This is a genomic window from Paenibacillus pasadenensis, assembly GCF_002864175.1.
GTDB classification, from domain to species: Bacteria; Bacillota; Bacilli; order Paenibacillales; family Paenibacillaceae; genus Paenibacillus_O; species Paenibacillus_O pasadenensis.
In genome coordinates, this window is record NZ_NFEZ01000004.1 from 584,410 (window position 1) to 608,431 (window position 24,022).

The following is a 24,022-nucleotide window of genomic DNA, read 5'->3' on the forward strand; positions in this document are numbered from 1 at the left end:
CGGTTTTCCACCAGAGGATGGAGGAAATCTTCCCATCTTGGCACGCAAAAGAGGAACGAGCCCGGCGCTTGATCGCGCGGGGCCTGTTCCTTTTTCTCATTCGCCTCCAGAGTCGGAGTCGGAGGGATATTCCGCTCCGCCATGCTCGGGCAGCGCGGTCATGTAGCTGTCGGACAGCCGCAGCAGCTCGAGCGCGCGGCCGTAGTCGTCCTCGCTGGCGCCGTCGGCGGGCTGGCCGTCCTTGAGCGCGTAGCGCGTGCCATCCTCGTAGCCGACGCCGGGGATGTACAGCGAGCCGGAGCCGAGGAAGGAGCCTGACGGCAGGTAGTACCGCTGCGGGATCAGGTTGGCGGTCGCGTTCAGCAGATCCTGCCCGAAGTGGATCTGGCCGTCCAGAGAAGCGCCGGCCAGATTCGCGATCGTCGGCAGCAGGTCGATCTGCCCGCCCAGCGTCTCGATGCGGCGCGGCTCGGTCACGCCCGGGGAGGCGATCATCAGCGGGATGTTGATCATGTCCGGGTAGCCGTACTCATGCCCGAAGATTTCCGCCATCAGCTCCTTGTCCTTGCGGTCAAGCGAGAAGATCGGCAGGCCCTGGTGGTCGCCGTAGACGACCAGCAGCGTGTCCTCCCACAGCCCCGACTGCTTGAGGCCCTCGATGAACCGGCCGAAGGCGTAGTCGGCATAATGCTGCGAGCGGATGTAGTCGCCGACGAGCGTATCCTCGTAGCGCTCCGGCAGGACGAGCTCCTGGCCGGCCGGCATTTCCGGCGTCAGCGTGAACGGATGATGGGCCGTCATGGAGATGAGCTGGGCGTAGAACGGCTTGCCGCTGGCGTCCATCTCCTTCAGCTTGTCGAGCGTCTTGGCGTACAGCACCTCGTCGTCCGCGCCGAAGTAGACCGAGTCTTGCTCGCCGAAAAACGGCTTGTCGTAGAACTGGTCGAAGCCGACCGCCTTGTACAGCTCGCGGCGGTTCCAGAAGTCGACGACGTTCGTATGGAACGTCGCGCTGTCGTAGCCCTGCGCCTTGAGCAGCTTGGGCAGGCTCGGCACGTCCTTGTAGGCGTAGTCCATCGTCGCGGCGCCGCTCTCCGGAATATAGAACGAGGTGTTGACGACGAACTCGGCGTCGGAGGTGTTGCCTTGGCCGACCATCTGATAGAAGCGGTCGAAGTAGAAGCTCTCCTGCGCCAGCCGGTTCAGGTTCGGCGTCGCCTCCTGGCCGTCGAGCTTCAGGCCGATCAGGAAGTTCTGGAACGACTCCAGCTGCACGACGACGACGTTTTTGCCCTTGGCGGCGCCGAAGTAGGCCGGAGAAGACGAGGGCTGCAAGCCCTTGAGCTCGTCGATGCGGGCTTGCGTCACTTCCTCGGGCTCCAGCAGCTCTTCCTCGCTGCCGGTGTCGAGCAGGGCGTACGCCTCGTAATTGAGGATGCCCATGTCCTCGGCCTTCGTATGCTCGTTCATGCTTGCCCGATTGGGCAGAATATTGAACAGGCAAAGCCCGACGGAGGCGACGACGACGGCGCCGAACGCCATCCGTCGGCGGCTGCGCGCGGCGCCGGGCGCGCGTTCCGGCTGGAACAGCTCCTTGCGGCCGCGGATCAGCATCCAGGCGAGGACGACGATGTCGAGGAAGATCAGCGTGTAGTACGGATCCATGAGCGAGAACACGCTGTTGCTGACGGCGGTCACCTGGTTGACCTGCTGCAGCGCGTGCCAGGTGGCGATGACGCCGTAGTATTTATGGTACATGAAGACGGAGAACAGAATGCCGGTCAGCGCGGCGTCCGCGATGACGTAGTAGAGCAGCTTGCGCTTGCTCGCGAGCATCTCGATCAGGCCGAAGATGAGCCAGGCGAACGGCAGCTCGGTGATGAGGATCGCCCAGGACGGGCCGTCGTCGAAGATGACGAACCACGTCAGCATGCTCTTCAGCAGCAGGATGACGGAGAAAAACAGAAAAGGCCGGCTTGTCAGCAGCCGGGTCGCTACATTTTGCCGCACGAGGACAACTTCCTTTCGGGTAGGACTGAACGACGTGAAATGGCGTTGGCGCCGGCGGATCGGGCTGATCCGGGCGAAAGCTCTACAGGCTAGTGTACATTATGAGGCGGCTCCGACGCCTTGTCAAAAAGCAGGAAAGCATGCCAGAGGCCGTGACGGTCAGGTAATATCAGGAAATTCCACGGATTCGGGCTTTTTTTGCGCCAGGCGGATACAAGGAGCGGTTTTCGTCCGTCTTACTCATAGCTGCAGCAAGGAAGGGAGGAGCGGACAATCGAGATGGGGATTCCGGAATCCAAGCGATACAAGCAGATTTTCTACGACTATTACCCGGGCGTGCTTCGCAAGCTGGCCGCGCTGCTGCGCGACGAGGCGCTGGCGGAGGACCTGGCTCAGGAGACGTTCCTGAAGCTGTACCGTCAGCCGCCCGACAACCTGGACGCCCCTGGCGCCTGGCTGCATCGGGTCGCCACCCGACTCGCCTATGGCCATATGGACAAAGCGGCGCGCGACCGCCGGCTCACGGAAAAGCAGGAGCGGGAGCTGGCCGCGAGCGTCGGCGCCTCGCCCTCGGGAGAGGCCGAGCTGATGCGCCGGCTCGATCAGGAGGAGGTCCGGCAGTGGCTGGACGGCCTGCCGGAGCGCGACCGCAAGGCGCTGCTGCTCCGCTACTCGGGGTACAGCTACGCGGAGATCGCCGCCGAGCTGAGCTTGCGCCCGCCGCTTGTCGGCACGATGCTGGCGAGGGCGACCGACAAGCTGCGGCGCTGCGCGGAGCAGGCGGAGACAGACGGCAGGCGGCTGGAGGCTTCGCCGGAAGCCGGCTATCGAAGCCGGCTGGAGCTTCACTAACCACACAGACGACAAGGGAGGACGAGCGCATGAAGGAGCAGGATCGCCGGACGTTCCGGCCGAATCCAGCCGGGGCTGAAAGCATCCGCGGCGAAGCGGACCGGCCGGAAGCGTCCGCCCGCACGGACCGGGCCTGGGAACGGCTCATGCAGGCGATGGAGCAGGAGCCGATATCGCCGGCCTGGACGGAGCTGGAGCGGCAGGCGGAAGCGCGGGAAGAGGCGCTGCGCGCCGAGCAGAAGGAGCAGGCGGCAAGCCTGGCTCGACTCGAGGAGGAACGAAAGATGAACGAACGGATGGAGGAAACGAGAATGGACGCAGGAACGGAAAAAACGGCGCCGCGAGCGCGCCGCATGAGCGGCCGCGCGCGCCGCTGGATGGCCGGAGCGGCGGCGGCGGCCGTCGTCGTGACCGCGGTGGCGACGCCGATGGGCAACAAGGCGCTGGCCGCGCTGCTCGGACAGTTCCGCATGGAGCAGGTGACCGAGGTGAACGAGGCGGATCTGCAGCAGCTGTTCAACAGCGTCTTCAGCGAAGGCGTGTCGGAAGAAGCGGTCAATCGCTACGGCGAGTTCAAGGTCGAGACGGGAAGCAGCAGAGGCGAGATGAGCCGCGCGGAGGCGGAGCAGGCGGCGGGCTTCGCGCTGCTGCCGGAGTCGCTGGCCGGCAAGCAGGACAAGATTTATTTGAGCGCCAGCCAGAACCTGAGCATCAAGCTGGACGTGGAGGAGATCAACGCGACCATGAAGCAGCTCGGCGCGACGAAGCTGTTCCCGGCCAGCGTGGACGGCAAGAAGCTGACGCTCGCGATCGGACCATCGGTCAACTACTCGTTCGAAGCGGACGGCATGAACCTGAACGTACAGCAGATGAAGGCGCCGGTCGTCGACGTCGAGGCGGGGGTAGACCTCGAGGATGCGGTCGAAGCGGTGCTGCAATTCCCGCTCATGCCGGAGCAGCTCAAGCAGAGCCTGTCCAGCTCGAGGCTGCTTACGAACGGCGAGCTTCCGCTGCCGGTGTTCACCGACGGGAACAGCAAGGCGGAGCGGCTGCAGATCGGCGGCGTGCCGGTGCTCGTTACGGAGCGCAATTACGGCGACAACAACTTGAATAAGGAAGCGACCTTCGTCAAGAACGGCGTCATGACGGTCGCCTCGATGTATCAGAACGTCGAGGAAGGACCGATGACGCGCGAGCAAGCGCAAGCCTGGTTCGCCAAGCAGCTTGAGGAGCTGGTCGGAGCGTGAATGCCTTCGCGATCCAGACCGAGTCGCTGACCAAGCGGTACCCGAACGGGCGCGGCTGCAGCGACGTCACGATTACGGTGCGGGAAGGGGAAGCCTTCGGCTTCCTCGGCCCGAACGGCGCGGGCAAGAGCACCTGCGTCAAGATGCTCGTCGGCCTGATCTTCCCTACGGAAGGTCGGGCTTCGCTGTTTGGACAGGAGGCGGGCACGGTCGAGGCGAGGCGGCTCATCGGCTACTTGCCGGAGCTGTACCGCTACCAGGAGTGGCTCACCGGAGACGAGGTCGTGCGGCTGCACGCCAAGCTGGCCGGACTCGGCCGCGAGGAGGCGAATCGGCGCGTGCCGGAGCTGCTGGAGCGGGTCGGCATCGGCCTGCGCTCGCGCGACCGGGTCAAAGGCTACTCCAAAGGCATGCAGCAGCGGCTCGGCCTCGCCTGCGCGCTTGTCGCCGATCCGCGCATCCTGTTCCTGGACGAGCCGTCCTCGGCGATGGACCCGATCGGGCGCAGCGAGGTGCGGCAGCTGCTGCATGAGCTCAAGGGCCAGGGCAAGACGATTTTCCTCAACTCGCATCTGATGGAGGACGTCGAGGCGCTGTGCGATCGGGTCGCGCTGCTGAACAACGGCCGCATCCTGCAGCAGGGACGCGTCGAGGACGTGCTGCTGCAGCGGCCGCTGTGGCGGCTGCGGATCGGCGGCTACGCGCCGCCGCTGCTCGACTGGCTGCGCGCGGAGACGGGGATCGCGGTGCGCGAGTCCGAGGCGGCCGCGGACGGCTCGGCCGTGCTGGAGGCGGAGCTGGCGGACGAGGAGCAGGCGGGCTGGCTGCACAGCCTGCTGATCGGCCAAGGCGCGACGCTGTACGAGAGCGCGCGGGTGCGCACCAAGCTGGAGGAGTGGTTCGTCACCGAGCTGTCCGGCAAGAGCCATAGGGGGGAGAAGGCATGAGCATCATCTGGAGCATGACCTGGAAGGAGCTCATCCGCAAGCGCGTCGTCCTGCTGACCGGCATAATGACGGCGGTCTTCCTGATCGCCTACTGGTTCATCGCGTCGACGATCGGCGGCGAGATCGGCCAGTTCGGCCTGAGCGAGAACGACCCGATGTACGTCATCGAGCGGTTCACCCGCGGCATGATGATCCTCAGCCTCGGCTTTTTCTTCGGCACGTTCGTCGTCGCGTTCCTGGCGATCTTCAGCAGCTCGTCCGTCATCTCGGGCGAGGCCGAGCTCGGCGTGCTGCAGGCGCTCATGCCGCGGCCGCTGCCGCGCTGGAAATGGTATGCCGGCCGCTGGCTCGGCTATGTCAGCTTCGGCATGCTGTACGCGCTCGCGCTGTTCGCGGCGATCCTCGGCATCGCGGCCATTCATGCAGGGGTGCCTCGGGACGTCGGCTCGCTGTTTTTCGCCTACCTGCTGTTCGCCTCCGTCGTGCCGCTGCTCGTGACGGTCTCGATGCTCGGCTCGACGTTCCTGTCCGGCATCGGCAACGGCGTGCTCATGACGATGCTGTACGGCGGCGGCTGGCTGGGCGGCATGATCGAAAAGGTCGCCTCGCAGTTCGCGTCCCTCCAGCCGGGGCGGGCGGGGGACGGCATCGGCGACTCGCTGAGCACGATCTCCGGCCTGCTGTCGCTGGCGATGCCGGCCGACGGCCTGCAGCGGATGATGCTGGACCGGCTGTTCAACCTGTCCGGCGTCCAGGAGCTGATCGGCCTGAGGGTCGACGACCTGTTCCTCATGCTGGGCGTCGGCTCGGCGCCGACGCCGGCTTTCCTCGGCTATGCGGCCGTCTATGCGGCCGTCGCGTTCGCGATCGGCATCCTTCGGTTTCAGCGCAAGGATCTGTAGGTTACTAGAGGGGAAAGGAGCTTGTCCGGACCGAAATGATTCCTTGTTCCCAGTCGATTCCAACGAAGGGCCTGCAACCCTCCTGGACCGGGCTTCGTTTAAGAGGGAAAGGAACATGGGCAGGCGATTCGTAGACGGCATCCAGATGACGCGGAGAAAGGAGGCGGCGGCGCATGCGGACGGGAGCGGCGAGATGGATCGGCTTGTGCGTCATGGCGGCGGGGCTGCTGCTTGGCGCGGCGGGCTGGTATTTCAATGAGAGCGAGCCCGGCAACGTGGCCGATGCGGCCGCCGGCCAGCCGAATGCGCTGCCTGTCGTCGCGAGCGGCGACGAGGAGCTGCTGCAGCGGCTCGGCATCCGGCTGGAGCGTCCGGACAGCGATGCGCTGCCGCCCGGGCCCCGGGGCTTGAGCCAGGTCGGCGAGGCCGCCGCGAGGCGGAATGCCGAGCGGTCGTATCCATGGCTCGCCGACAGCGCCGACTCCGTCGGCTGCGCGCTGCGGCTCATGACGAGCCGCGACTTCCGCAGCTTCTCTCCGGAGGCGCTGGCCGCCAACCCGCATCTGCGCGAGGCGGGACAGCTCAGCCGCACGCCCGTCTACATCGTGACGTTCCGCGGCGTGCGGGCGCCGAGCGGCATCCAGGGCCCTCCCGGCGGCACGGGCGGAGGCGGCTCGCTGAGCGAGGCCAACGTCGTCGTCGACGCCTTTACCGGCGTGCCGCTGCTTAGCTATAGCTACAGATGAACAAAGGGCTGTGCGCTCTCGCCGATGGATCGGCGCGAGCGCACAGCCCTTTTGTGTTGCGGCGGGATGGCTAGCGGGGGAGTCGGCGGAGGATGGTCCGATGGAGTTGAAGTTACGCGGAAAAACCGAGCAGCTCTGCTCAAGCCGGTGCCCCAACGCCGGAGTTGCGCGGAGAACCCGAGTAACTCGACTCGAACCGATGCCCCAACGCCGGAGTTGCGCGGAGAACCCGAGTAACTCTGCTCAAGCCGGTGCCCCAACGCCGGAGTTACGCGGAAAAATCGAGTAACTCTGCTCGAGCCAGTGCCCTAACGCCGGAGTTGCGCGGAAAACCCGAGCATCTCCGCTCGAACCGATGCCCCAACGCCGGAGTTGCGCGGAAAAATCGAGTAACTCTGCTCTAACCGATAACCCAACGCCGGAGTTACGCGGAAAAACCGAGCATCTCCGCTCGAACCAATGCCCCAACGCCGGAGTTGCGCGGAAAATCCGAGTAACTCGACTCGAACCGATGCCCCAATGCCGGAGTTGCGCGGAAAATCCGAGTAACTCTGCTCGAGCCAGTGCCCTAACGCCGGAGTTGCGCGGAAAACCCGAGTAACTCTGCTTGGCGAGGCGGGAGGCCGAGAACGAGCTGCAAGCCGAAAAAATCGGGTTGCAGGTGCTGCGAGAGGCTGGGAACGAACTGTAAGCCGAAAAAATCGGGTTGCAGGCTCTGCGAGAGGCCGAGAAAGAGCTGCAAGCCGAAAAAGTCGGGTTGCAGGCGCTGTGGGAGGCCGAGAGCGAGCTGCAAGCCGAAAAAATCGGGTTGCAGGTGCTGCGAGAGGCCGAGAAAGATCTGCAAGCCGAAAAAGTCGGGTTGCAGGCGATGCGGGAGGCCGAGGACGAGCTGTAAGCCGAAAAAATCGGGGTGCAGGTGCTGCGCGAGGCCGGGAACGAGCTGTAAGCCGAAAAAATCGGGTTGCAGGCGCTGTGGGAGGCGGACAACGAGCTGCAAACCGAAAAAATCGGGTTGAGCTCATGGCGCAGCCGAGCCGGGGCACGCAAAGAAGCCTGCTCTCCTATTGGAAAGCAGGCTGCATGATTCGAGGTTGGATCGGTCAGTCCGCATTCGCGGAAGAATCCGTCGCCGCTCCGTTGACGGGAGCGGGATCGCCCTCCGTCGTCGGCAGCGAGCGCACGTAGCTGTCCGACATGCGGAGCAGCTTGAGCGCGCGGTCGAACTGCTCCTGCGTGGCGGTCGCCGGTCCGCCGTCGCTGCGGTCGTCGGCGCTGCCGCCGAGGCTGCCTTCGCCTCCGGCCGCGCCGGAAGGCTCGCCGGGGCCGCCCGGCGCTGCGCTCGCAGCAGGCGAAGGCGCTTCGGCCGCTGCCTTTTGCCCCGCGCCGGAGCCGCCCGCCGGCGCTGCCGCCGATCCCGGCGCCGCGCTCGCGCCAGGCCCGGCCTGCCCGCTGCCTGCGGCAACGCCCGTGCCGGCGCCCGGCTCGCCGGAGCCGGCATTCACCGCCGTTGCTGCGTCGCCGGCCCCGGCAGCGCCTGCCGCATCTCCGCCCTCGGCCCCGCTTGCCGCCGCTCCAGCGCCGCCATCCGCGCCAGCGGCCAGCCAACCGGCAGCCGCCTCCGCCGACGGCAGCTCGATGCGGCTGCCGTCGCCAAAGCCGGTGCCCGGGATGAAGATCTCCCGGTCATTGATGAACGAGCCCGACGGCAGGTAGTACCGCTCCGGCAGCAGGTTGGCCCGCTCGTTCAGCAGATCCTGCCCGAAATGCAGCTGGCCGTCCAGCGACAGCCCCGCCAGATTGGCGATCGTCGGCATGATGTCGCTCTGCCCGCCGATGCCCGTCTCGACCGCTGGCGCGAGCGCGCCCGGCGCGGTGACGATGAGCGGGATGTTCAGCATCTGCGACGAGTCGTACTTCCGGCCGTCAAGCTCCTCGAGCAGCCGCAGATCCTCTTCCGTCAGCGAGTAGATGGGCAGGCCCATATGGTCGCCGTAGAGGACGAGCAGGCTGTTTTCCCACAGCCCTTCGTCCTTCAGCTCCTGGATCAGCTGCCCGAGCGCGTAGTCGGTGTAGTTCTGCGCCCGCAGGTAGTCGCCGACGAAGCTGTCGTCGTACCGCTCCGGCAGGTTGATCTTCACCTTGCGCTCCGGGATGTTGTACGGATGATGCGACGACATCGAGATGAGCATCGAATAGAACGGCTTGCCCGTCTCCTCGCGCACTTTGGCCAGCTCCTGCACGCTCTTGCGGTAAAGCACCTCGTCCGAGGCGCCGAACGCGACGACGTCCTCGTCGCCGAAAAACTCCGTATCGTAATACCGGTCGAAGCCGAGCGCCCGGTACAGCTCGCTGCGGTTCCAGAACGAGACGTCGTTCGTATGGAATGTCATCGTCTCGTACCCTTCGCGCTCCAGCAGCTTGGGCAGCGAGGGCAGCGAGCGGCCGGAGTACGCTTGCGTCGCCGGCACGCGCAGCGGCACGTACAGCGACGTATTCGTCAGAAACTCGGCGTCGGACGTATTGCCGGAGCCCGCCTGCTGATAAAAGCGCGGGAAGTAGACGCTCTCGCGGATGAGGGCGTTCAGGTTCGGCGTGATCTCCTTGCCGTCGACGCTTTTGCCGATCAGGAAGTTCTGAAGCGCCTCGAGCTGCACGACGATGATGTTGCGGCCTTTGGCCGCTCCGAACGAGGCCGGCTTCGCCGCCGGCTGCGGCAGTCCCTTGAGCCGGTCGATCTCCGCCTGCGTCACCGACGAGACGGGCACGAAGCTCTCGTTGCCGCCGGTCGCGATCAGGAACAGCTCATAGTTGACGATGCCCATGCGCTCGGTCTGCACGAGCTCGTTGGCGATGCCGCGATGCGGCCAGATGAGCGCGAGGCAGGCCGCGGCCGCCAGCACGAAGCCGGGCAGCGCGAGCCGCCAGCCGATGAAGCGGCGGTTCGCCGCCCGCTGCCAGCCGCGGCGCAGCCGCTTGCTGAAGCCGAGCAGCAGCCATGCGAGCACGATGTCGACGAAGATGAGCATGAAGTACGGATGCAGCAGCTGGAAGACGCTTCCTTTCACCTCCGTCACCTGTCCGGCCTGGCTGAGCGCATGGTAGGTGACGATGATGCCAAAGTACTTGTAGTACATGATGACGGCGAAATAAATCGCGGTGAACAGCAGGTTCACGATCAGATAAGCCATGAGCTTGCGCCTGCGGGCGAGCAGCTCGATCAGGAAAAAGGCGGCCCAGACGGTCGGAAGCCCCGTCATCAGCGTCAGCCACGGATGCTCGAGGCCGTAGATGACGTAGGCGGCAAGGTACATTTTGAAGACGAGGGCGACGGTGAACAGCACGAACGGACTGAGCCAGAAGCGCTTGGCGCGGCTCGGTTGCTCTTCGAACACGGGTACGGGTACTCTCCTTCCGGAACGGCCGGGGCACAGCGGATTGCAGGGCCGATCAATAAAAAAAGCTCCCTTCATTGTAAAGCCCGCCAAGGGCATTTACAAACGAAGGGAGCTGCGGAGCAGCGTCGCGGCCGATGGAGCGCAAGCCGAGGCGGCAACGGTCCGGACGCAAGCCGACAGAGCGCAGGCCGCGGTCGAAGCGAGCCGCGGCCGGACGCGAGCCGAGGCGGCAACGGCCCGGACGCAAGCCGTAGCGTCCAGCTCGGCTCGCGCTCCGGCCTTGCGTTTATTTCAGCGACTCGTACGCGTTGACGATCGCGACGGCGGCCATCTCGCGGCTGACCTGCGCCTTGGGCTGGAAGTTGCCGGCGGAATCGCCGACCATCAGCCCGCTGGCGTGGACGGCGGCGATGGAGCCTCTCGCGTAGGCGGATGCCGCAGCGAGGTCGCGGATCGAGCCGTCGCCGGCTGCGGTCGCGTCCAGCTTGAGGACGCGGGCGAGGATGACCGCCATGTCTTGGCGGGTCACCGGCGCGTCCGGCTGGAATTTGCCGTCGCCCGTGCCGGAGACGATGCCTTGCGCGGCGGCGGCGCGGACGGCGCCTTCGTACCAGCTGCCGGCCTTCACGTCGGAGAAGGAAGGAGCTGCGGCGTCCATGCCGGCATCGAGGCCGAGCAGACGTACGGCCAGCGCCGCGAACTGGGCGCGGGTGAGTCTGTCCTTCGGCGAGAACGTCGGAGCCTCGCCCGTGCCGGTGCCGCTGAGCAGGCCGGAGGCGTAGCCGTTTTTGACCGACTTCAGCGCCCAAGGGGCGATTTTCTTCTCGTCGGCGAACTTGATCTTGGTGGAGCCGACCGTCAGCGGGACGGCATGCTTGAGCACGCTCGGCGCCTTGGACGGGCTGTAGCCGGTGACCGTCAGCTCGTAGCTGCCCGCCGGCAGCGCCGGGAACGAGGCGTTGCCGTAAGCGTCCGTCGTAACGGTGACGGAGCCGGCCGAGACGGCGACGCCGACCGCCGGAGTGACGGTGAACGCATTTGCCGTGTAGTCCCACTCCTGCTGGCTCACCTGAACGGCGAACGGCTCGTCGTCGCGCGGCTGGCGCGGCTCGGCCGCGATGCGGGAGATCAGCTTGGTGCCGTCGCCATAGAACACGACGAGGCGGTCGCCGGCGCTGAGCTTGAAGTCGCCCATGCCGACGGAAGGATTGATCCAGGCGCCGCGGCGCTCGACGGCGTACATCCAGCCGTCGTAGCCGCCGAACGTGCCGCCGGCGATGCCGCCGATGGCGTCGACGTATTTACCGAACGACATCTCCTTGACGACGACGTCCAGCTTCTTGGCCGCGCCGACCTGAGTCAGCGCGTCGAGCGCGTAGACGGCGCGCGTCACGCCGGAGCCGATCGTCGAGCTCGGGCCTTCCACGCGGACCGAGACGGAAGCGGCCGGCTTGCTGTACAGGCGGCCGGTGCCGGCCTTGAACTTCTCATAGGCGACGAGCGCCTGCACGGACTGGTAGGCGCCGTAGGCGTTGGGAGCGAGCGGCAGCGCATGCGAGAAGCTGCCGTCGGCGCCCCGGAACGTGAGCAGCTTGTCGATCAGGCTCGCGCCGTCGCGGGTGAAGTCGGCTCCGGCCGGATCGTAGCCGATGGAGGCGAGGCCGATGACGATCTGCGCGACGCTCTCGCTGCTCGACTCGCCGTAGCTCGTGAAGCCGCCGTCCTTGTCCTGCTGGGACTTGATCCAGGCGACGGCGCGCTCGCCGGCCTGCTTGACCTCCGGCTGGCCGACGTACGGAGCGAGCGCGGTCAGCGCGGCGCCGGTCAGGTCGGGGCTGCCGGCCTTCTCGCCTGCGAAGGCGTAGCTGCCGTCGGCGGCTTGGGCCTTGAGCAGCTCGGCGACGAGCTTGTCGCGGGACCACTTGGCGCCTGCCGGCACTTCGTACTCGCCGTAATCGAGCGCGAGCAGCGCGTAGATCGGGCCGTTGATGCCTTGGCTGAGCATGCGGTCGCTGCTTGTGATGCGCTCGATCAGGTCGATGCCGCCATAAGCGGTCGCGTCCTGGCCGGCGACGGTGACGGCGAGCGCGGTGCGCTCGAAGTCGGTGACGTTGCGGAACGCAGGCGCGTCCTTGCGCACGGCGTCGGACAGCTTGGACAGATACGACGCCGGCAGCTCGTAGCCGGCCTGGGAGGCGGCGATGGCGTCCCAGTCGGAGCGGATGCCGCTCGAGAGCAGCGCGTCTCCGGCTTGGCGGAGGACGGCGGACGTGTCCGCAGCCGCCGAGGCGGTACCGGCCGGTACGGCCGGCACGATCAGGGCGACGGCCAGCAGAGCGGCCAGTACGGCGCGGTTGAACAGGGCTTTCACCAGCAACACCTTCTTTCTACCTATTAAAATCAAATCGGCTGCAGGGCAGGGGCGGGGAGGCTGCGCAGCGACAGCGGACCCGGAAAACAAAAAAGCCGCCTCAAAAGGGCGGCGAAAAGACGAAATCCCAACGCTCTCGCGGACGGAAAGACCGCCAGCGGCCAAAGCCATGCGGTCCAGACGCCTCTAGGCCGATCGAGTCGGACCCCAGCCGGAACGCAGGCGAAGCCAAAAGCGGCGCCCGAGAAGGAGCGCTGCAGAAGTCCTCCACCCCCCGAAAGGACTTCTGCGAGGTCGTACGGGCAGGTCTCCTGGCTGGAGCGCCATCGCGTCCCCGCGCCTTCCCGTCCGAACGGACAGTGGCGTCATGCGGGGCTGCGGCGCTCGTACAGTGGCGGGACCGCGCCGGATTGGAACCGGACTTCCCTATTAAGCCTGGCCGGATGAAGGCCGACCGAGGCACCCGTACAACCGTAGTCAAAATCGAATCCTATCTATCATAAGACGGAGGGAATACTTTGTCCATAGAAGGAATCGGGGCCTCGGGCTCCCCGAGGGCTGGGCGGACCAGTCGGCTGGAAATCCACGCCTCGCAGTCCTCGAGCTCCATCTGCCACTCGCTGCACAGCAGCGCCGCCTCGACGAGCTCATCCTCGTCAAGGCGCAGCTCCTGGCCGTTGAGCAGCAGGAACGTCATCATCGTATGGATGGCGAGCGCGGCGTTGCCGTCGCGGAACGCCCTCGCGCGCGCCAGCCCATGCCAGTAAAGCGCGGCCTGGCGGATGAGCGAGGAGCGGTCGCCTCCTCCGGAGAAGCCTTCCAGCAGGGGACGGTCGACGAGCTGGAGCAGGAAGCCCGGATTGCGGAAGCCCGGGCTGACGTCGAAGCGGTCCTGGTGCATCATGTGGATCGCCAGCAGCTGCGGGACGGTGAGCTGCTCCGTCATGACCGCTCCGAGATGCGGCGGAAGGCGCGCCGGTGCAGCAGCAGCAGCTGGCGGGCCAGCAGCAGGACGGGATCCTCCTTGTGCTCGGGGGTAGGGGTGACGCTCGCGATCGGAGGATGCTTGGGCTCGCTCATCGGAATCAGCCTTTCTTCGGAAGATAGGTACACTTGTTCGTGAATCCAAGTTTACCATCCCTATCCAGATGAAGCAAGGGTTAAATTGGACTTATTTGTTAAATTCGTGACGGGGCCGATAAGCCGAGCAGTCCGAGTCCGTGGCTCAGCACGGCGGCGCAGGCGGCCGTCAGCCGCAGCTTGGCGGCCGTCTCCCCGCCGCCGTCCGCGCCGAGGATGCGGCCGCTGTTGTAGAAGCGGTTGAACGCCTTGGCGAGCTCCAGCAGGTAGCGGGCGAGGACGGACGGCTCATGCTCGCGCAGCGCGCCGCGGATCGCCTCGCCGTAAGCGTCGAGCTTGAGCAGGCAGGCGCGCGCGGCGGGCGAGCCGAGAGCCTCCAGCCCGGAAGCATCCCCGGGCTCGGCGCCGCTGCCCGTGCCCGCGCCAGCCTCCGCGCCCGGCGCCGCCGTCCCTGCGCCGGAGCCGGCCGCAGCTGCGTCCGCGCCAGCCGGAACTCCGTCCGCGCCAGCCGGAACTCCGTCCGCGCCAGCCGGAACTCCGTCCGCGCCAGCCGGAACTGCGCCCGCGCCGGCCTCCGCCGCGCGGCGCAGCAGGCTGCAGGCGCGGGCGTAGGTGTATTGCACATAAGGGCCGGTCTCGCCGTCGAGGCTCACCATCTCCTCGAGGCTGAAGTCGATCTCCAGCATGCGGCGGCTGCGCAGATCCCCGAACACGATCGCGCCGATGCCGACCGCCTCGGCGACCGCCTCCTTGTCCGGCAGGTCCGGCGTCTTGGCCTCGATGACGGCGAGCGCCCGGCGGACGGCCTCGTCCAGCACCTCGTCCAGGAAGACGACCTTGCCGCGGCGAGTGGACATCTTGCGGCCTTCCATGCGCATCAGGCCGAACGGCACATGGACCTTCTCCACCTGCTCCCAGGTCGGATCGAGCTTCTCCAGCACGGCGAACACCTGGCGGAAATGCAGCGTCTGCTCGGCGCCGACGACATAGAGCAGCTTGTCGCCGCCCATCGCCTCGCGGCGGTACAGCGCCGTCGCCAGATCGCGCGTGCCGTAGATCGTCGAGCCGTCCGACTTGAACACGAGGCAGGGCGGCATCCCCTGCTCGTCGAGGCGCACGACGAGCGCGCCGTCGCTTTCCTCCAGCAGCCCGGCCTCCCGCAGCCGCTGCGCCGCCGCCTCCATCTTGTCGTTGTAGAAGCTCTCTCCGAGCAGATGGTCGAACTCGACGCCGAGGCGGCCGTAGATGCGCTGGAATTCCTTGAGGCTCTCGCGGATGAAAAACGCCCACAGCTCCCGCGCCTCGGCGTCGCCCTGCTCGAGCCGCAGGAACCAGGCGCGGCCTTCGTCCACGAGCGCGGGATCGCGCTCGGCCTCCTCATGGAAGCGGACATACAGGCGCAGGCTCTCGCCGATCGGATCGGCCTCGATCGCCTCGCGCGAGCCCCAGCGCTTCGTCGCGGCGATCAGCTTGCCGAACTGCGTGCCCCAGTCGCCGAGATGGTTGACCGTCTGCACGTCCCAGCCGGCCGTGCGGTGCAGGTTGGCCAGCGCGCGGCCGATGACGGTCGAGCGCAGATGGCCGACGCTCATCGGCTTGGCGATGTTGGGCGACGAATAGTCGATGACGACGCGCTTGCCCGCGCCGTCCTCCAGCCGGCCGAGCGCCGGCGACTCGGCCTGGCGCAGCAGCGCCTCGATCCAGCCGCGGCCAGCGGCGCGCAGGTTGAGGAAGCCTCCGGCCGCTTCGGCACGCCAGCGGATCGGAGGAGCCGGATCGGCCTCGCCGCCGGCAGCCTCCGCTGCGGGCGCTTCCTCCTGGCCGTTCACCTGGGCGGCCAGCTCGGAGGCGATCGCCGCAGGCGCGCGGCGGAGCGTCTTGGCCAAGGCGAAGCAGGGGAGAGACAGGTCGCCGAGCGTCTCGTCCGGCGGGCATTCCAGGCGGGCGGCGAGCTCGGCTTCGCCGACCCCGGTCAGCGGAGCGAGCAGGGCGGCCGCCGCTTGCTTGAGCAGGGTTGCAGCTGGCATGGTCATAGCAGGGTTCCTCCTTTGGCGATGGAACGGGCGAGCGGGGGCGGAAACGGCAAAAAGCCCCCGTCTCAAAAAGAGACGGAGGCTCGGTCCGCGGTGCCACTCTTGTCGCCGGGCGCGCAGCGGCCGCATCCGCATCGGGGCGGAAGGAAGCCGGCTGCAGCGCGCGGCTGCTCGTCAGGGTATCGGCCAGTCCGGGCGCGCCTACGCATCCGCGCGGAGCGGACTTCGGGCGCCAGCTCGCGGGTCCGTTTCCGCCGGCCTGCCGCTGCCGGTTCCCACCCTCCCGGCTCTCTGCTCGCGGCTGCGGCCGGGTACTTGCCCGTTCATCGCATGCGTGATGTGAATTTTCCCAAGTATAGCGGATGAACATCGGCAAGACAAGAGGTCCGAAAGGAAACATCCCTCTTTTGTTCATGAATCCCGCAATCGTTCACTGGCCTGCCGCCGCTCCTGAACCTACAATGACAACGAACCCTGGCTTGGCTGCCGGATGACGGGAGCGCCAGGAAGGACTAAAATGAAGGGGGGTTCCAGGCTCAGGGAACCGAGCCGAACCCGCAGAGGAGGGAATTCCGATGAGGCGCAGTCGAATGAGCGCGGCCGCGGTCGCGGTCGCGATGGCCGTCTTCCTTGTCGCCGCTTGCAGCAACAATAATTCCGCCCGCCCCGGCGATGCCGACGGCAAAAGCAGCTCGATCTTGACCAGCCGCACGGAAGGCCGGTCCGGCCCGGTCGTGCTTCAGTTCTATATGCTCGGCAACGCTCCCAAGGACCTGCCGATAATCGAGGAACGAATCAACGAGATGGCGCTGGAGGACTTGAACGTCGCGGTCAAATTCCATTATACGACCTGGACCGAATGGGACCAGAAGTACAAGCTGCTGCTCTCGACCGGCAGGGCGGTCGATCTGATCTTCACCTCGGACTGGGCCTTCTATCAGCAGTACGCTCATCAAGGAGCCTTCATGGCGCTCGACGAGCTGCTGCCGCTGGCCGCTCCGAAGCTGCAGGCTTTCGTGCCGAAAGAGATGTGGGACGCGGTGCGGATCGACGGCCGCATCTATACGGTGCCGTCGACCTACAAGGAGTACGTCACGGGCGGCTTCATCTGGCGCGAGGATCTGCGGCGCAAGCACGGGCTGCCGACGCCGGTCGACGTGCCGAGCTTCGAGGCCTATCTCGAGGGGATCAGGCAGCATGAGCCCGGCATTCAGCCGGCCGCGTTCGGCTCGCTCGTCGATGCCTCCATCCAGCATGCCTACCTGGAGGTCGAGCGGAAGGCGGTCGGGCCGATGCCGTACGGCTTGTACGCCCCGTATGACAAGCCGGATGAAATCGGGGCGTACTGGGGAACGCCCAGCCATCTGCAAGACTTGAAAAAATACAAGAGCTGGGCCGATAAAGGCTATCTCTCCAAAAACGTGCTGAACGACCCGGTCCCCATGCAGGATCAGATCGCAAGCGGGGCGGCGGCGGCGCTGCTCAGCGACAATCCGACGCGCTACAACGCGATGCTGAGCCAGATGCAGGCGCAGCATCCGGACTGGGATCTCGGCTACACGCCGTTCGGCCGGTCGACCGGGTACGCGACGCCCGTCCATCCGATGCACAACGGATTCGCTATCGCGGCGGGCAGCGAGCATCCGGAAGAGGCGCTCGCCTTTTATGAGAAGCTCGTGACGGACGAGCGGTACAACCGGCTGACGCAATACGGAATCGAAGGCGTCCATTATGAGGTGAAGGACGGCTTCTACCACGCGCTGGACAAGAGCGGATTCGAACGCGAGGGCATGATCGGCTGGGCTTGGCGGAACCCGGACTACATGCTGTTCGAGCCCAGCTATGAACGCGTGCAGCGGATCTTCAACGAGCTGGACGGGATCCAGAAGCCGGACCTCTATACGAGGTTCGTGGAGGACTACACCGGCTATCAGGCCGAGCGCGCGGCGCTGGAGCAGGTCGTGAAGCAATACCTGTACCCGCTGCTGGCGGGCCAGATCGAGGATGTCCAGGAGGGGCTGGCGATCTTCATGGCAAACGCGAACGAAGCCGGGCTCCCCAAAATCCAGCAATCCTATGTGAAGCAATGGAAGGATTATCTTGCGAACGGCATCGTCTCCGATCGAGGCGCGAAGCCGCAGTAAGCCTGATCGTCGATCCCCAAAGCCTGCGATTCGAGCGAATCGCAGGCTTTTTTCTGTCGTTTGGCCGGGAGCGCCGGCCGGACGGGAGGGCAAATGCGGCCATTCTTCATAAATGCCGCTATCGTTCACGTTCCAAACCGCTCGTTTTTCCAGAATTGCACGATCTTTTCACTACTCGTTCACCCTGCCTTCTCCTATAGTGGGACCAGGAGAGAGACCTGCCAGCCAAATAAAAAATAAACGAGGAGGGAGTCCAAAACCATGCTCAAGAAAAGAGGAATCCTGCATGAGCTCTACACGAACAAAATTTTGTTCCTCATGCTGCTGCCGACGCTAATTTACTTCTTGATCAACAACTACTTGCCGATGATCGGCATCTACTACGCCTTCGTGCAGTTCGATTTCAATACGAGCCTGTTCAAGATGGATTTCGTCGGACTCAAAAACTTCGAGTTCCTATGGAAATCAGGCAAGCTGGTCGAGCTGACCTTCAACACGATCGGCTACAATATCGTCTTCATCTTTCTCGGGAACGTGCTCTCGATCTTCGTCGCGATCTTGCTGAACGACATCAGGGGAAAGTGGTTCAAGAAGATCTCGCAGTCGATCCTGTTCCTGCCTTACTTCGTCTCCTTCGTCATCCTGAGCGTCATCGTCTTCAATCTGTTCAACTATGAGCAAGGCGTGCTGAACACGGTGCTGCAGCAGCTCGGCAGCGACCCGGTCGACGTGTACAGCAAGCCGAAGCTATGGATCTTCTTCATCATCCTGTTCTACCTGTGGAAAAACTTCGGCTACAGCATGGTCATCTACCTCGCGTCGATCACGGGCATCAGCGAGGACTACTACGAGGCGGCCAAGATCGACGGCGCCAACGCCTTCCAGCGCGCCTGGCATATTACGGTGCCGATGCTGAAAAACACGTTCGTCATCCTGCTGCTGTTCGCCCTCGGCAGCATCATGAAGGGCCAGTTCGACCTCTTCTACCAAATGATCGGCAACAACGGCCTGCTGTTCAGCACGACGGACATCATCGACACGTACGTCTACCGCTCGCTGCGCGTGACGTTCGACATGGGCATGGCGACCGCGGCCGGCGTCTACCAATCGCTGTTCGGCTTCACGCTCATCATGATCGTCAACGCGATCATTCGGAAAGTCAACAAAGACTACGCGCTGTTCTAGAAGGAGGGGATCCGCTTGAAAATCAAAGAAGACAGCTCGACCCGATGGTTTCGGCTGATCGCATATGTCGTCGTCCTTGCAGGATGCGTCTTGTGCCTGCTGCCCTTCCTGCTCATCTTGTCCGCCTCGTTGTCGAGCAACGCGTCCATTTTGAACGAAGGGTACAGCCTCATTCCGAAGGAATTCTCGCTGGAGGGCTACCGAATCATCTTCGAGGTTCCGGACGACGTGCTGCGGGCTTACGGCGTCACGACGCTCGTCACCGCAGTCGGCACGCTGATCGGCCTGCTGCTCATGACGATGGCGGGCTACGTCCTGCAGCGGAAGGATTTCAAGTACCGGAACGTGTTCGCGTTTTTCATCTACTTCACCACGCTGTTCGGCGGCGGGCTCGTTCCTTACTACATGCTGATCACGAACTACCTGCAGTTCACGAACTCGCTGTACGCCTTGATCTGGCCCGGCCTGATGACGCCGTTCCTCATCATCCTCATGAGAAGCTTCATCACCTCCGCGGTGCCGGACGAGGTGATCGAGTCCTCGAAGATCGACGGCGCCAACGATTTTGTCATCTACTACCGGATCGTGCTTCCGCTGTCGGTTCCGGGCCTGGCGACGATCGGACTTTTCCTCGCGCTGCAATACTGGAACGATTGGTTCTCCTCGGCGCTCTTCATCTCGGACGCCGCCAAATATCAGCTGCAGTTCTACCTGTACAACATCATCAACACCTCCAACTTCCTGAACAGCATCGGAGCGGGGGCCGGCGTGACGCTGTCCGAGGGCGTGCCGTCCGAATCGATGAAGATGGCGATGGCGATCATCGTCACCGGTCCGATCCTGCTGCTCTATCCGTTCATCCAGCGCTATTTCGTCAAAGGGCTGACGATCGGAGCCGTCAAAGGTTAGACCTGGAGCGATCCAGCTGACATAAAAGAGTGAGACGAAAAGGGAGGATTCAAATGGGAAGCAAAAGAAAAAAAGCGGTCGGCCTTCTGCTCACGACCGTCATGTCGATGTCGATCTTCACGGCATGCGGCAACAACAACGGCGGCAGCAATGCAGCGGACAACGGCGCCGCCAATGCGGCGAACAGCGGCAGCGCCGCGAATGGAGGGGCTTCGAATGCAGGAGCCGAGCCCGCCGGCATCGATACGTCCAAGAAGGTCCAGCTGCAGTTCTACATGCTTGGCAACGCTCCGAAGGATCTCCCGAAAATCGAGGAGCAGATCAACAAGATGGCGCTGGAAGACCTGAACGCTACCGTCAAGTTCAACTATACGACCTGGACCGACTGGGATCAGAAATACAAGCTGCTGCTCTCGACCGGACAGAACGTCGACCTGATCTTCACGGCGGACTGGACGCAGTATCAGCAATACGCCAAGAAAAAAGCGTTCAAGCCGCTGGATGAGCTGCTGCCTGTCGCCGCGCCGGCCTTGCAGAAGTTCGTCCCGCAGGACATGTGGGATGCGGTCAAGATCGACGGCAGCATCTACACGGTGCCGGCGACGTACAGGGAGTACGTCACGAACGGCTTCGTCTGGCGCGAGGACCTGCGCAAGAAATACAATCTGCCGACGCCGGTCGACATCGATACGTTCGAGGCTTATCTCGACGGAATCAGGCAAAACGAGCCGAAGCTCCAGCCGGTCTCGTTCGGCCCGGACATCATGAACAGCCTCGCTCTCATGTATCTGGACATCGAGAGGAAAAATGTCGGAGCGCTGCCGTACGGCCTGTTCGCTGCATACGACAAGCCGGCTGATATCATGCCGTACTGGGGCTCGGCGGAGCATCTCGAGGATCTGAAGCGGTTCAAGAGCTGGGCCGACAAAGGCTACTTCTCCAAAAACGAGCTGAACGAGACCGAGACGATCCAAGACAAGATCTCCAACGGATCGACAGCCGCCATCTTGGGCGACAACCCGACCCGCTACAATGCGACGATGGAAAAGATGAAATCGCTTCATCCGGACTGGGAGCTCGGCTATACGCCATACGGCGTGACGAACGGCTACGCGACTCCGGTCCATCCGATCCACAACGGCTTCGCCATTCCGGAGAGCAGCAAAAATCCGGAGCGCGCGCTGGCGTTCTACGAGAAGATGGTCACCGACAAGCGCTACAACCTGCTGACTCAATACGGCGTCGAAGGCGTGAACTATACGGTCCAGGACGGCTACTACAAAATGCTCGGCGACGCCAACACGAACGGCTTCCCGCGCGAGGGCATGAACGGCTGGGCTTGGCGCAATCCGGACTACATGCTGTTCGAGCCGAGCTACGACGGCGTGCAGAAGATTTTCGACGAGCTGGACAAAATCCAGAAGCCGGACATCTTTACCGGATTCGCCGAAGATTACACGGAGTACCAGTCGGAGCGTGCGGCGCTGGAGCAGGTCACGAAGCAGTATCTGCTGCCGCTGCTCGCAGGCCAGGTCGCGAACGTGGAAGAGGGCCTCAAAACGTTCATGAGCAAGGCGAATCAGGCCGGATTGCAAAAGATCCAGGATTCCTACAAGAAGCAATGGCTGGCTTACCTGACGGAGAAGGGCATTCAGTAAAAGCGCAGCGCCCGGCTCCCCCAGCCTGATCAAAAAAAGAGCGTCGGCAACGGATGGTTCTGCCATCCGTTGCCGACGCTTTGTCGTTACTCGGCCGATCTGCGGCCCGATTTCCGGAATTCCGTCGGAGTGACGCCGATTCCTTTCTTGAAGATGCGGTGGAAGTACGAGCTGTTCGTATAACCCGTCCTTTCCGAGATGTCGGCGATCGACAGCTCCGTCGTCAGCAGCAGCTCCTTCGCCTTTTCGATGCGGACCGCATTGATCGTGTCGACGATGGTGGACATCGTCTGCTGGCGATAGACGCGGCTGACATGATAGGTCGACATCTTCAGCTCCTCGGCCACATAATTGAGGCTCAGGTTCGGCTCATGGAACCGGCTCTGGATGATGTCGTTGATTTTGCGGATGAGGTCGTCCTGCTTGCTGCTGCGCTTCTCCACGAGCTTCGTCTTCAGCTGGTCGAAAAACCGATGGAACGCCTCCGTCATCTCCTCCAGCGTCTCGTAGCGCTCGATGCGCGGAATGACGAGCTCTCCGAGACCGAGCGGCAGCGAGCCGTTCCGCTCGATCTCCATGAGCATGTTGTCGAGCGTGACGGACAGATGCGTCGCCGCGGCGTGCGCGACCGGGAACGAGCAGGGCACCGTCTCCTGCATGATGGCGTCGAACAGCGCTTTCGCTTCCTCGGTCTTGCCTCCCGCCAGCGCTTCGATCATCCGCTTCTCTTTGCCGATCGGGAAGTAGTATTTCGCCTCCGCTTGAAGCGGCTCGGCCTCGATGATCGCGCCCCTTCCGAGGAAGAAGCGCTGGTTGGATGCCTCCTTGGCCAGCTTGAACCGATCGTGGAGCTCATGCGGGTTGCTGGATACCGGCGTCAAGGCGATCGTAAGCCCGATCCGGATATACTCCATGCAGGCGTTCTGGATGTCCTTGAGCATGAGCTCATGCTCGCTCCAGTCGAAGGGCTGGTCCTCGAACGTATTGATCAGCATCAGCATGCTGTCCTCGTCCAAGTCGATGGAGTCCACGATATATTGCCTGGAGCAGATTTCGGTGGCGATATTCATGATGGCGAACTTGTACGTCAGCAGATCGTTCGGATTCATCTCCTTCAGCTGCTCGAACCGGTCGATCCGCAAATAGGCGAGACGGTAAGGCTTGGTGAAATCGAAGGAGATGCCCATTTTCTTCAGCTTCTCCGCCTGCAGGTCGGCGTTGAACTCCTGGATCTGGATGAGCTTGCGCATCGTATTTTGCCGGAGCGTATAGCTGCTGTTGCGCTTCTCCGACTCCAGATCCTTCATCTGGTTCCTGATCTTGTCGATCGGGACGTAGAGGAACTTGGAGACGAGCCAGGCGAGGCAGATGCCGACGGCAAGCACGATGCAGGCGATGAGCAGCGTCTTCCAGCGGATGCCGCTCAGCTTCTTCGTAATTTCGCTGTAAGGCGTGACGCGGACATATTGCCAATTGAACGCATCCGGCGCGGTATAGGTGACGAGCGATTTTTCGCCTCCGAAGCGGGCGACGCGGTAGCCGAGCTCCTCCTTTTCCACCAGCTGACCGATCAAGGTCCGATCCGAGTCGCCGAGCGGGACCGGCCTCAGGTCGCGGGCCGACAGCACCTTGCCGTGATCGTCGATATAGAGCGTCTGGTCGTTGCCGGACAGATGCTGGCCGAGCTCCTGATTGATCCAGGAGGCGGATATGTTGACGATGACGGCCGAGTTGATCGTCTGGCTCGTTCCGATCGCGTCATAGCACAGATAGGAGTAGACGCTGGTCTCCTCCTCGCTGCGGTCGCTGGTCGCGATGATCCGCGGCACCGGGGCGAACGGCTGGTAGTCCTCGTAGTTTTTCAGGATCGGAGCGATGCTCTTGTCCTTGAGCAGATGCTCCGGCACGATTCCTTTCTGTCCGTTCTGGCTCGTGATGTAGTAGAGGCCGGAGGCCGGATTGTAGACGTAGATCGAATGGATGAACGGCATGGTCGTCAAATAGTTGCTCAGATCGATCATCGCCGCTTGCGTGTCGAAAGGATTGGGATTGCTGTAGTAGAGCAGCTTGGAGATGGCGCTGTTGCGATAGATTTGAAAGGCGAGCGTCTGCGCGTTGTCCGTCGTTTTGGCGACGGTCCTGCTCGTATCGCGCAAGTTCGCGAGGTTGGACTCGAACGCGTCGTTCTGCAGAATACGGGCAAACGTGAAATAATAAATGGAAGAGCTGACGAAGATCGCGAACACGATGCACAGCGTGATGCCGATCAGCAGCTTGACGTAGAGCTGATCGCTCCGTCGGATTCGATTCAATCGCATAGCGGACCCCCCTTGCTGTTTCCCGCGACTCGATGCCGGAATGACCTTCATTATAGCTTGTGCGATATGACTTCAACAGTGATCGGATCGTTGATCTGTGCACGATCGCGACATTTCATTCGTGTACAAACGAGGGTTTTCTATACAAATCTGCGAAAACGGCTCCGGCAGAGCCCGCAGGCGCGGCGCTCTTTTCGGGGTCCAGTAGGGATTCCGTCGAAGAGA

Annotated in this window: 17 protein-coding genes and 1 riboswitch; of the genes, 9 read left to right on the forward strand and 8 right to left on the reverse strand. The window is 63.7% G+C overall.

Annotated elements, in window-relative coordinates; all coding sequences use genetic code 11:
• Positions 1-96: 96 nt before the first annotated feature.
• Entirely contained in the window at positions 97-2,010 is a 1,914-nt protein-coding gene (locus B8V81_RS12175) for an LTA synthase family protein (protein WP_244912755.1), read from the reverse strand.
• A 279-nt stretch (positions 2,011-2,289) separates the two neighbouring features.
• On the opposite strand from B8V81_RS12175, the gene B8V81_RS12180 reads away from it, so the two are divergent.
• From B8V81_RS12180 to B8V81_RS12200, 5 genes are all read left to right on the forward strand, one after another.
• Positions 2,290-2,862: a sigma-70 family RNA polymerase sigma factor gene (locus B8V81_RS12180; protein WP_052333038.1), complete on the forward strand. Its 573-nt coding sequence runs from the start codon at positions 2,290-2,292 to the stop codon at positions 2,860-2,862.
• Between the two features lie 29 nt (positions 2,863-2,891).
• Positions 2,892-4,109: a hypothetical protein gene (locus B8V81_RS12185; protein WP_028597961.1), complete on the forward strand. Its 1,218-nt coding sequence runs from the start codon at positions 2,892-2,894 to the stop codon at positions 4,107-4,109.
• Positions 4,106-5,056 (forward strand): ABC transporter ATP-binding protein, encoded by a 951-nt coding sequence (locus tag B8V81_RS12190; RefSeq protein WP_028597960.1) that lies wholly within the window; start codon positions 4,106-4,108, stop codon positions 5,054-5,056. The genes B8V81_RS12185 and B8V81_RS12190 overlap by 4 nt, the downstream gene beginning before the upstream one ends.
• Positions 5,053-5,958 (forward strand): ABC transporter permease, encoded by a 906-nt coding sequence (locus B8V81_RS12195; protein WP_028597959.1) that lies wholly within the window; start codon positions 5,053-5,055, stop codon positions 5,956-5,958. Before B8V81_RS12190 ends, B8V81_RS12195 begins: the two co-directional genes overlap by 4 nt.
• Before the next feature lie 173 nt (positions 5,959-6,131).
• A complete protein-coding gene (locus tag B8V81_RS12200; protein WP_101808460.1) occupies positions 6,132-6,704 on the forward strand; it encodes a hypothetical protein in 573 nt (190 codons plus the stop codon).
• A 568-nt stretch (positions 6,705-7,272) separates the two neighbouring features.
• Here the strand turns inward: B8V81_RS12200 and B8V81_RS12205 are convergent.
• From B8V81_RS12205 to argS, 6 genes are all read right to left on the reverse strand, one after another.
• Positions 7,273-7,701, reverse strand: coding sequence for a hypothetical protein (locus B8V81_RS12205; protein WP_101808461.1), 429 nt, complete (start codon positions 7,699-7,701; stop codon positions 7,273-7,275).
• Positions 7,702-7,804: 103 nt separating this feature from the next.
• Positions 7,805-10,096: an LTA synthase family protein gene (locus B8V81_RS26025; protein WP_180968438.1), complete on the reverse strand. Its 2,292-nt coding sequence runs from the start codon at positions 10,094-10,096 to the stop codon at positions 7,805-7,807.
• A 289-nt stretch (positions 10,097-10,385) separates the two neighbouring features.
• A complete protein-coding gene (locus B8V81_RS12215) occupies positions 10,386-12,479 on the reverse strand; it encodes an S-layer homology domain-containing protein (protein ID WP_146000491.1) in 2,094 nt (697 codons plus the stop codon).
• Between the two features lie 275 nt (positions 12,480-12,754).
• Positions 12,755-12,952: riboswitch (cobalamin riboswitch) on the reverse strand.
• Positions 12,953-12,960: 8 nt separating this feature from the next.
• The gene (locus B8V81_RS12220; protein ID WP_101808464.1) at positions 12,961-13,416 is read right to left on the reverse strand and encodes a type II toxin-antitoxin system death-on-curing family toxin; all 456 of its coding nucleotides are present in this window, start codon (positions 13,414-13,416) and stop codon (positions 12,961-12,963) included.
• Entirely contained in the window at positions 13,413-13,550 is a 138-nt protein-coding gene (locus B8V81_RS25265; protein ID WP_153782726.1) for a hypothetical protein, read from the reverse strand. The genes B8V81_RS12220 and B8V81_RS25265 overlap by 4 nt, the downstream gene beginning before the upstream one ends.
• Before the next feature lie 98 nt (positions 13,551-13,648).
• Entirely contained in the window at positions 13,649-15,577 is a 1,929-nt protein-coding gene (argS, locus tag B8V81_RS12225) for an arginine--tRNA ligase (protein ID WP_101809398.1), read from the reverse strand.
• 581 nt (positions 15,578-16,158) lie between these two features.
• On the opposite strand from argS, the gene B8V81_RS12230 reads away from it, so the two are divergent.
• From B8V81_RS12230 to B8V81_RS12245, 4 genes are all read left to right on the forward strand, one after another.
• Complete coding sequence (locus tag B8V81_RS12230) at positions 16,159-17,727, forward strand: extracellular solute-binding protein (protein WP_244912756.1); 1,569 nt, start codon at positions 16,159-16,161, stop codon at positions 17,725-17,727.
• Positions 17,728-17,988: 261 nt separating this feature from the next.
• Entirely contained in the window at positions 17,989-18,912 is a 924-nt protein-coding gene (locus B8V81_RS12235) for an ABC transporter permease (RefSeq protein ID WP_101808466.1), read from the forward strand.
• A 15-nt stretch (positions 18,913-18,927) separates the two neighbouring features.
• Entirely contained in the window at positions 18,928-19,821 is an 894-nt protein-coding gene (locus B8V81_RS12240) for a carbohydrate ABC transporter permease (protein WP_101808467.1), read from the forward strand.
• A 47-nt stretch (positions 19,822-19,868) separates the two neighbouring features.
• The gene (locus tag B8V81_RS12245; protein ID WP_425320495.1) at positions 19,869-21,479 is read left to right on the forward strand and encodes an extracellular solute-binding protein; all 1,611 of its coding nucleotides are present in this window, start codon (positions 19,869-19,871) and stop codon (positions 21,477-21,479) included.
• A gap of 86 nt (positions 21,480-21,565) precedes the next feature.
• On the opposite strand, the gene B8V81_RS12250 is transcribed toward B8V81_RS12245, so the two are convergent.
• On the reverse strand, positions 21,566-23,797 hold the full coding sequence (locus B8V81_RS12250) for an AraC family transcriptional regulator (protein WP_180968440.1): 2,232 nt from the start codon (positions 23,795-23,797) through the stop codon (positions 21,566-21,568).
• Between the last annotated feature and the right edge of the window lie 225 nt (positions 23,798-24,022).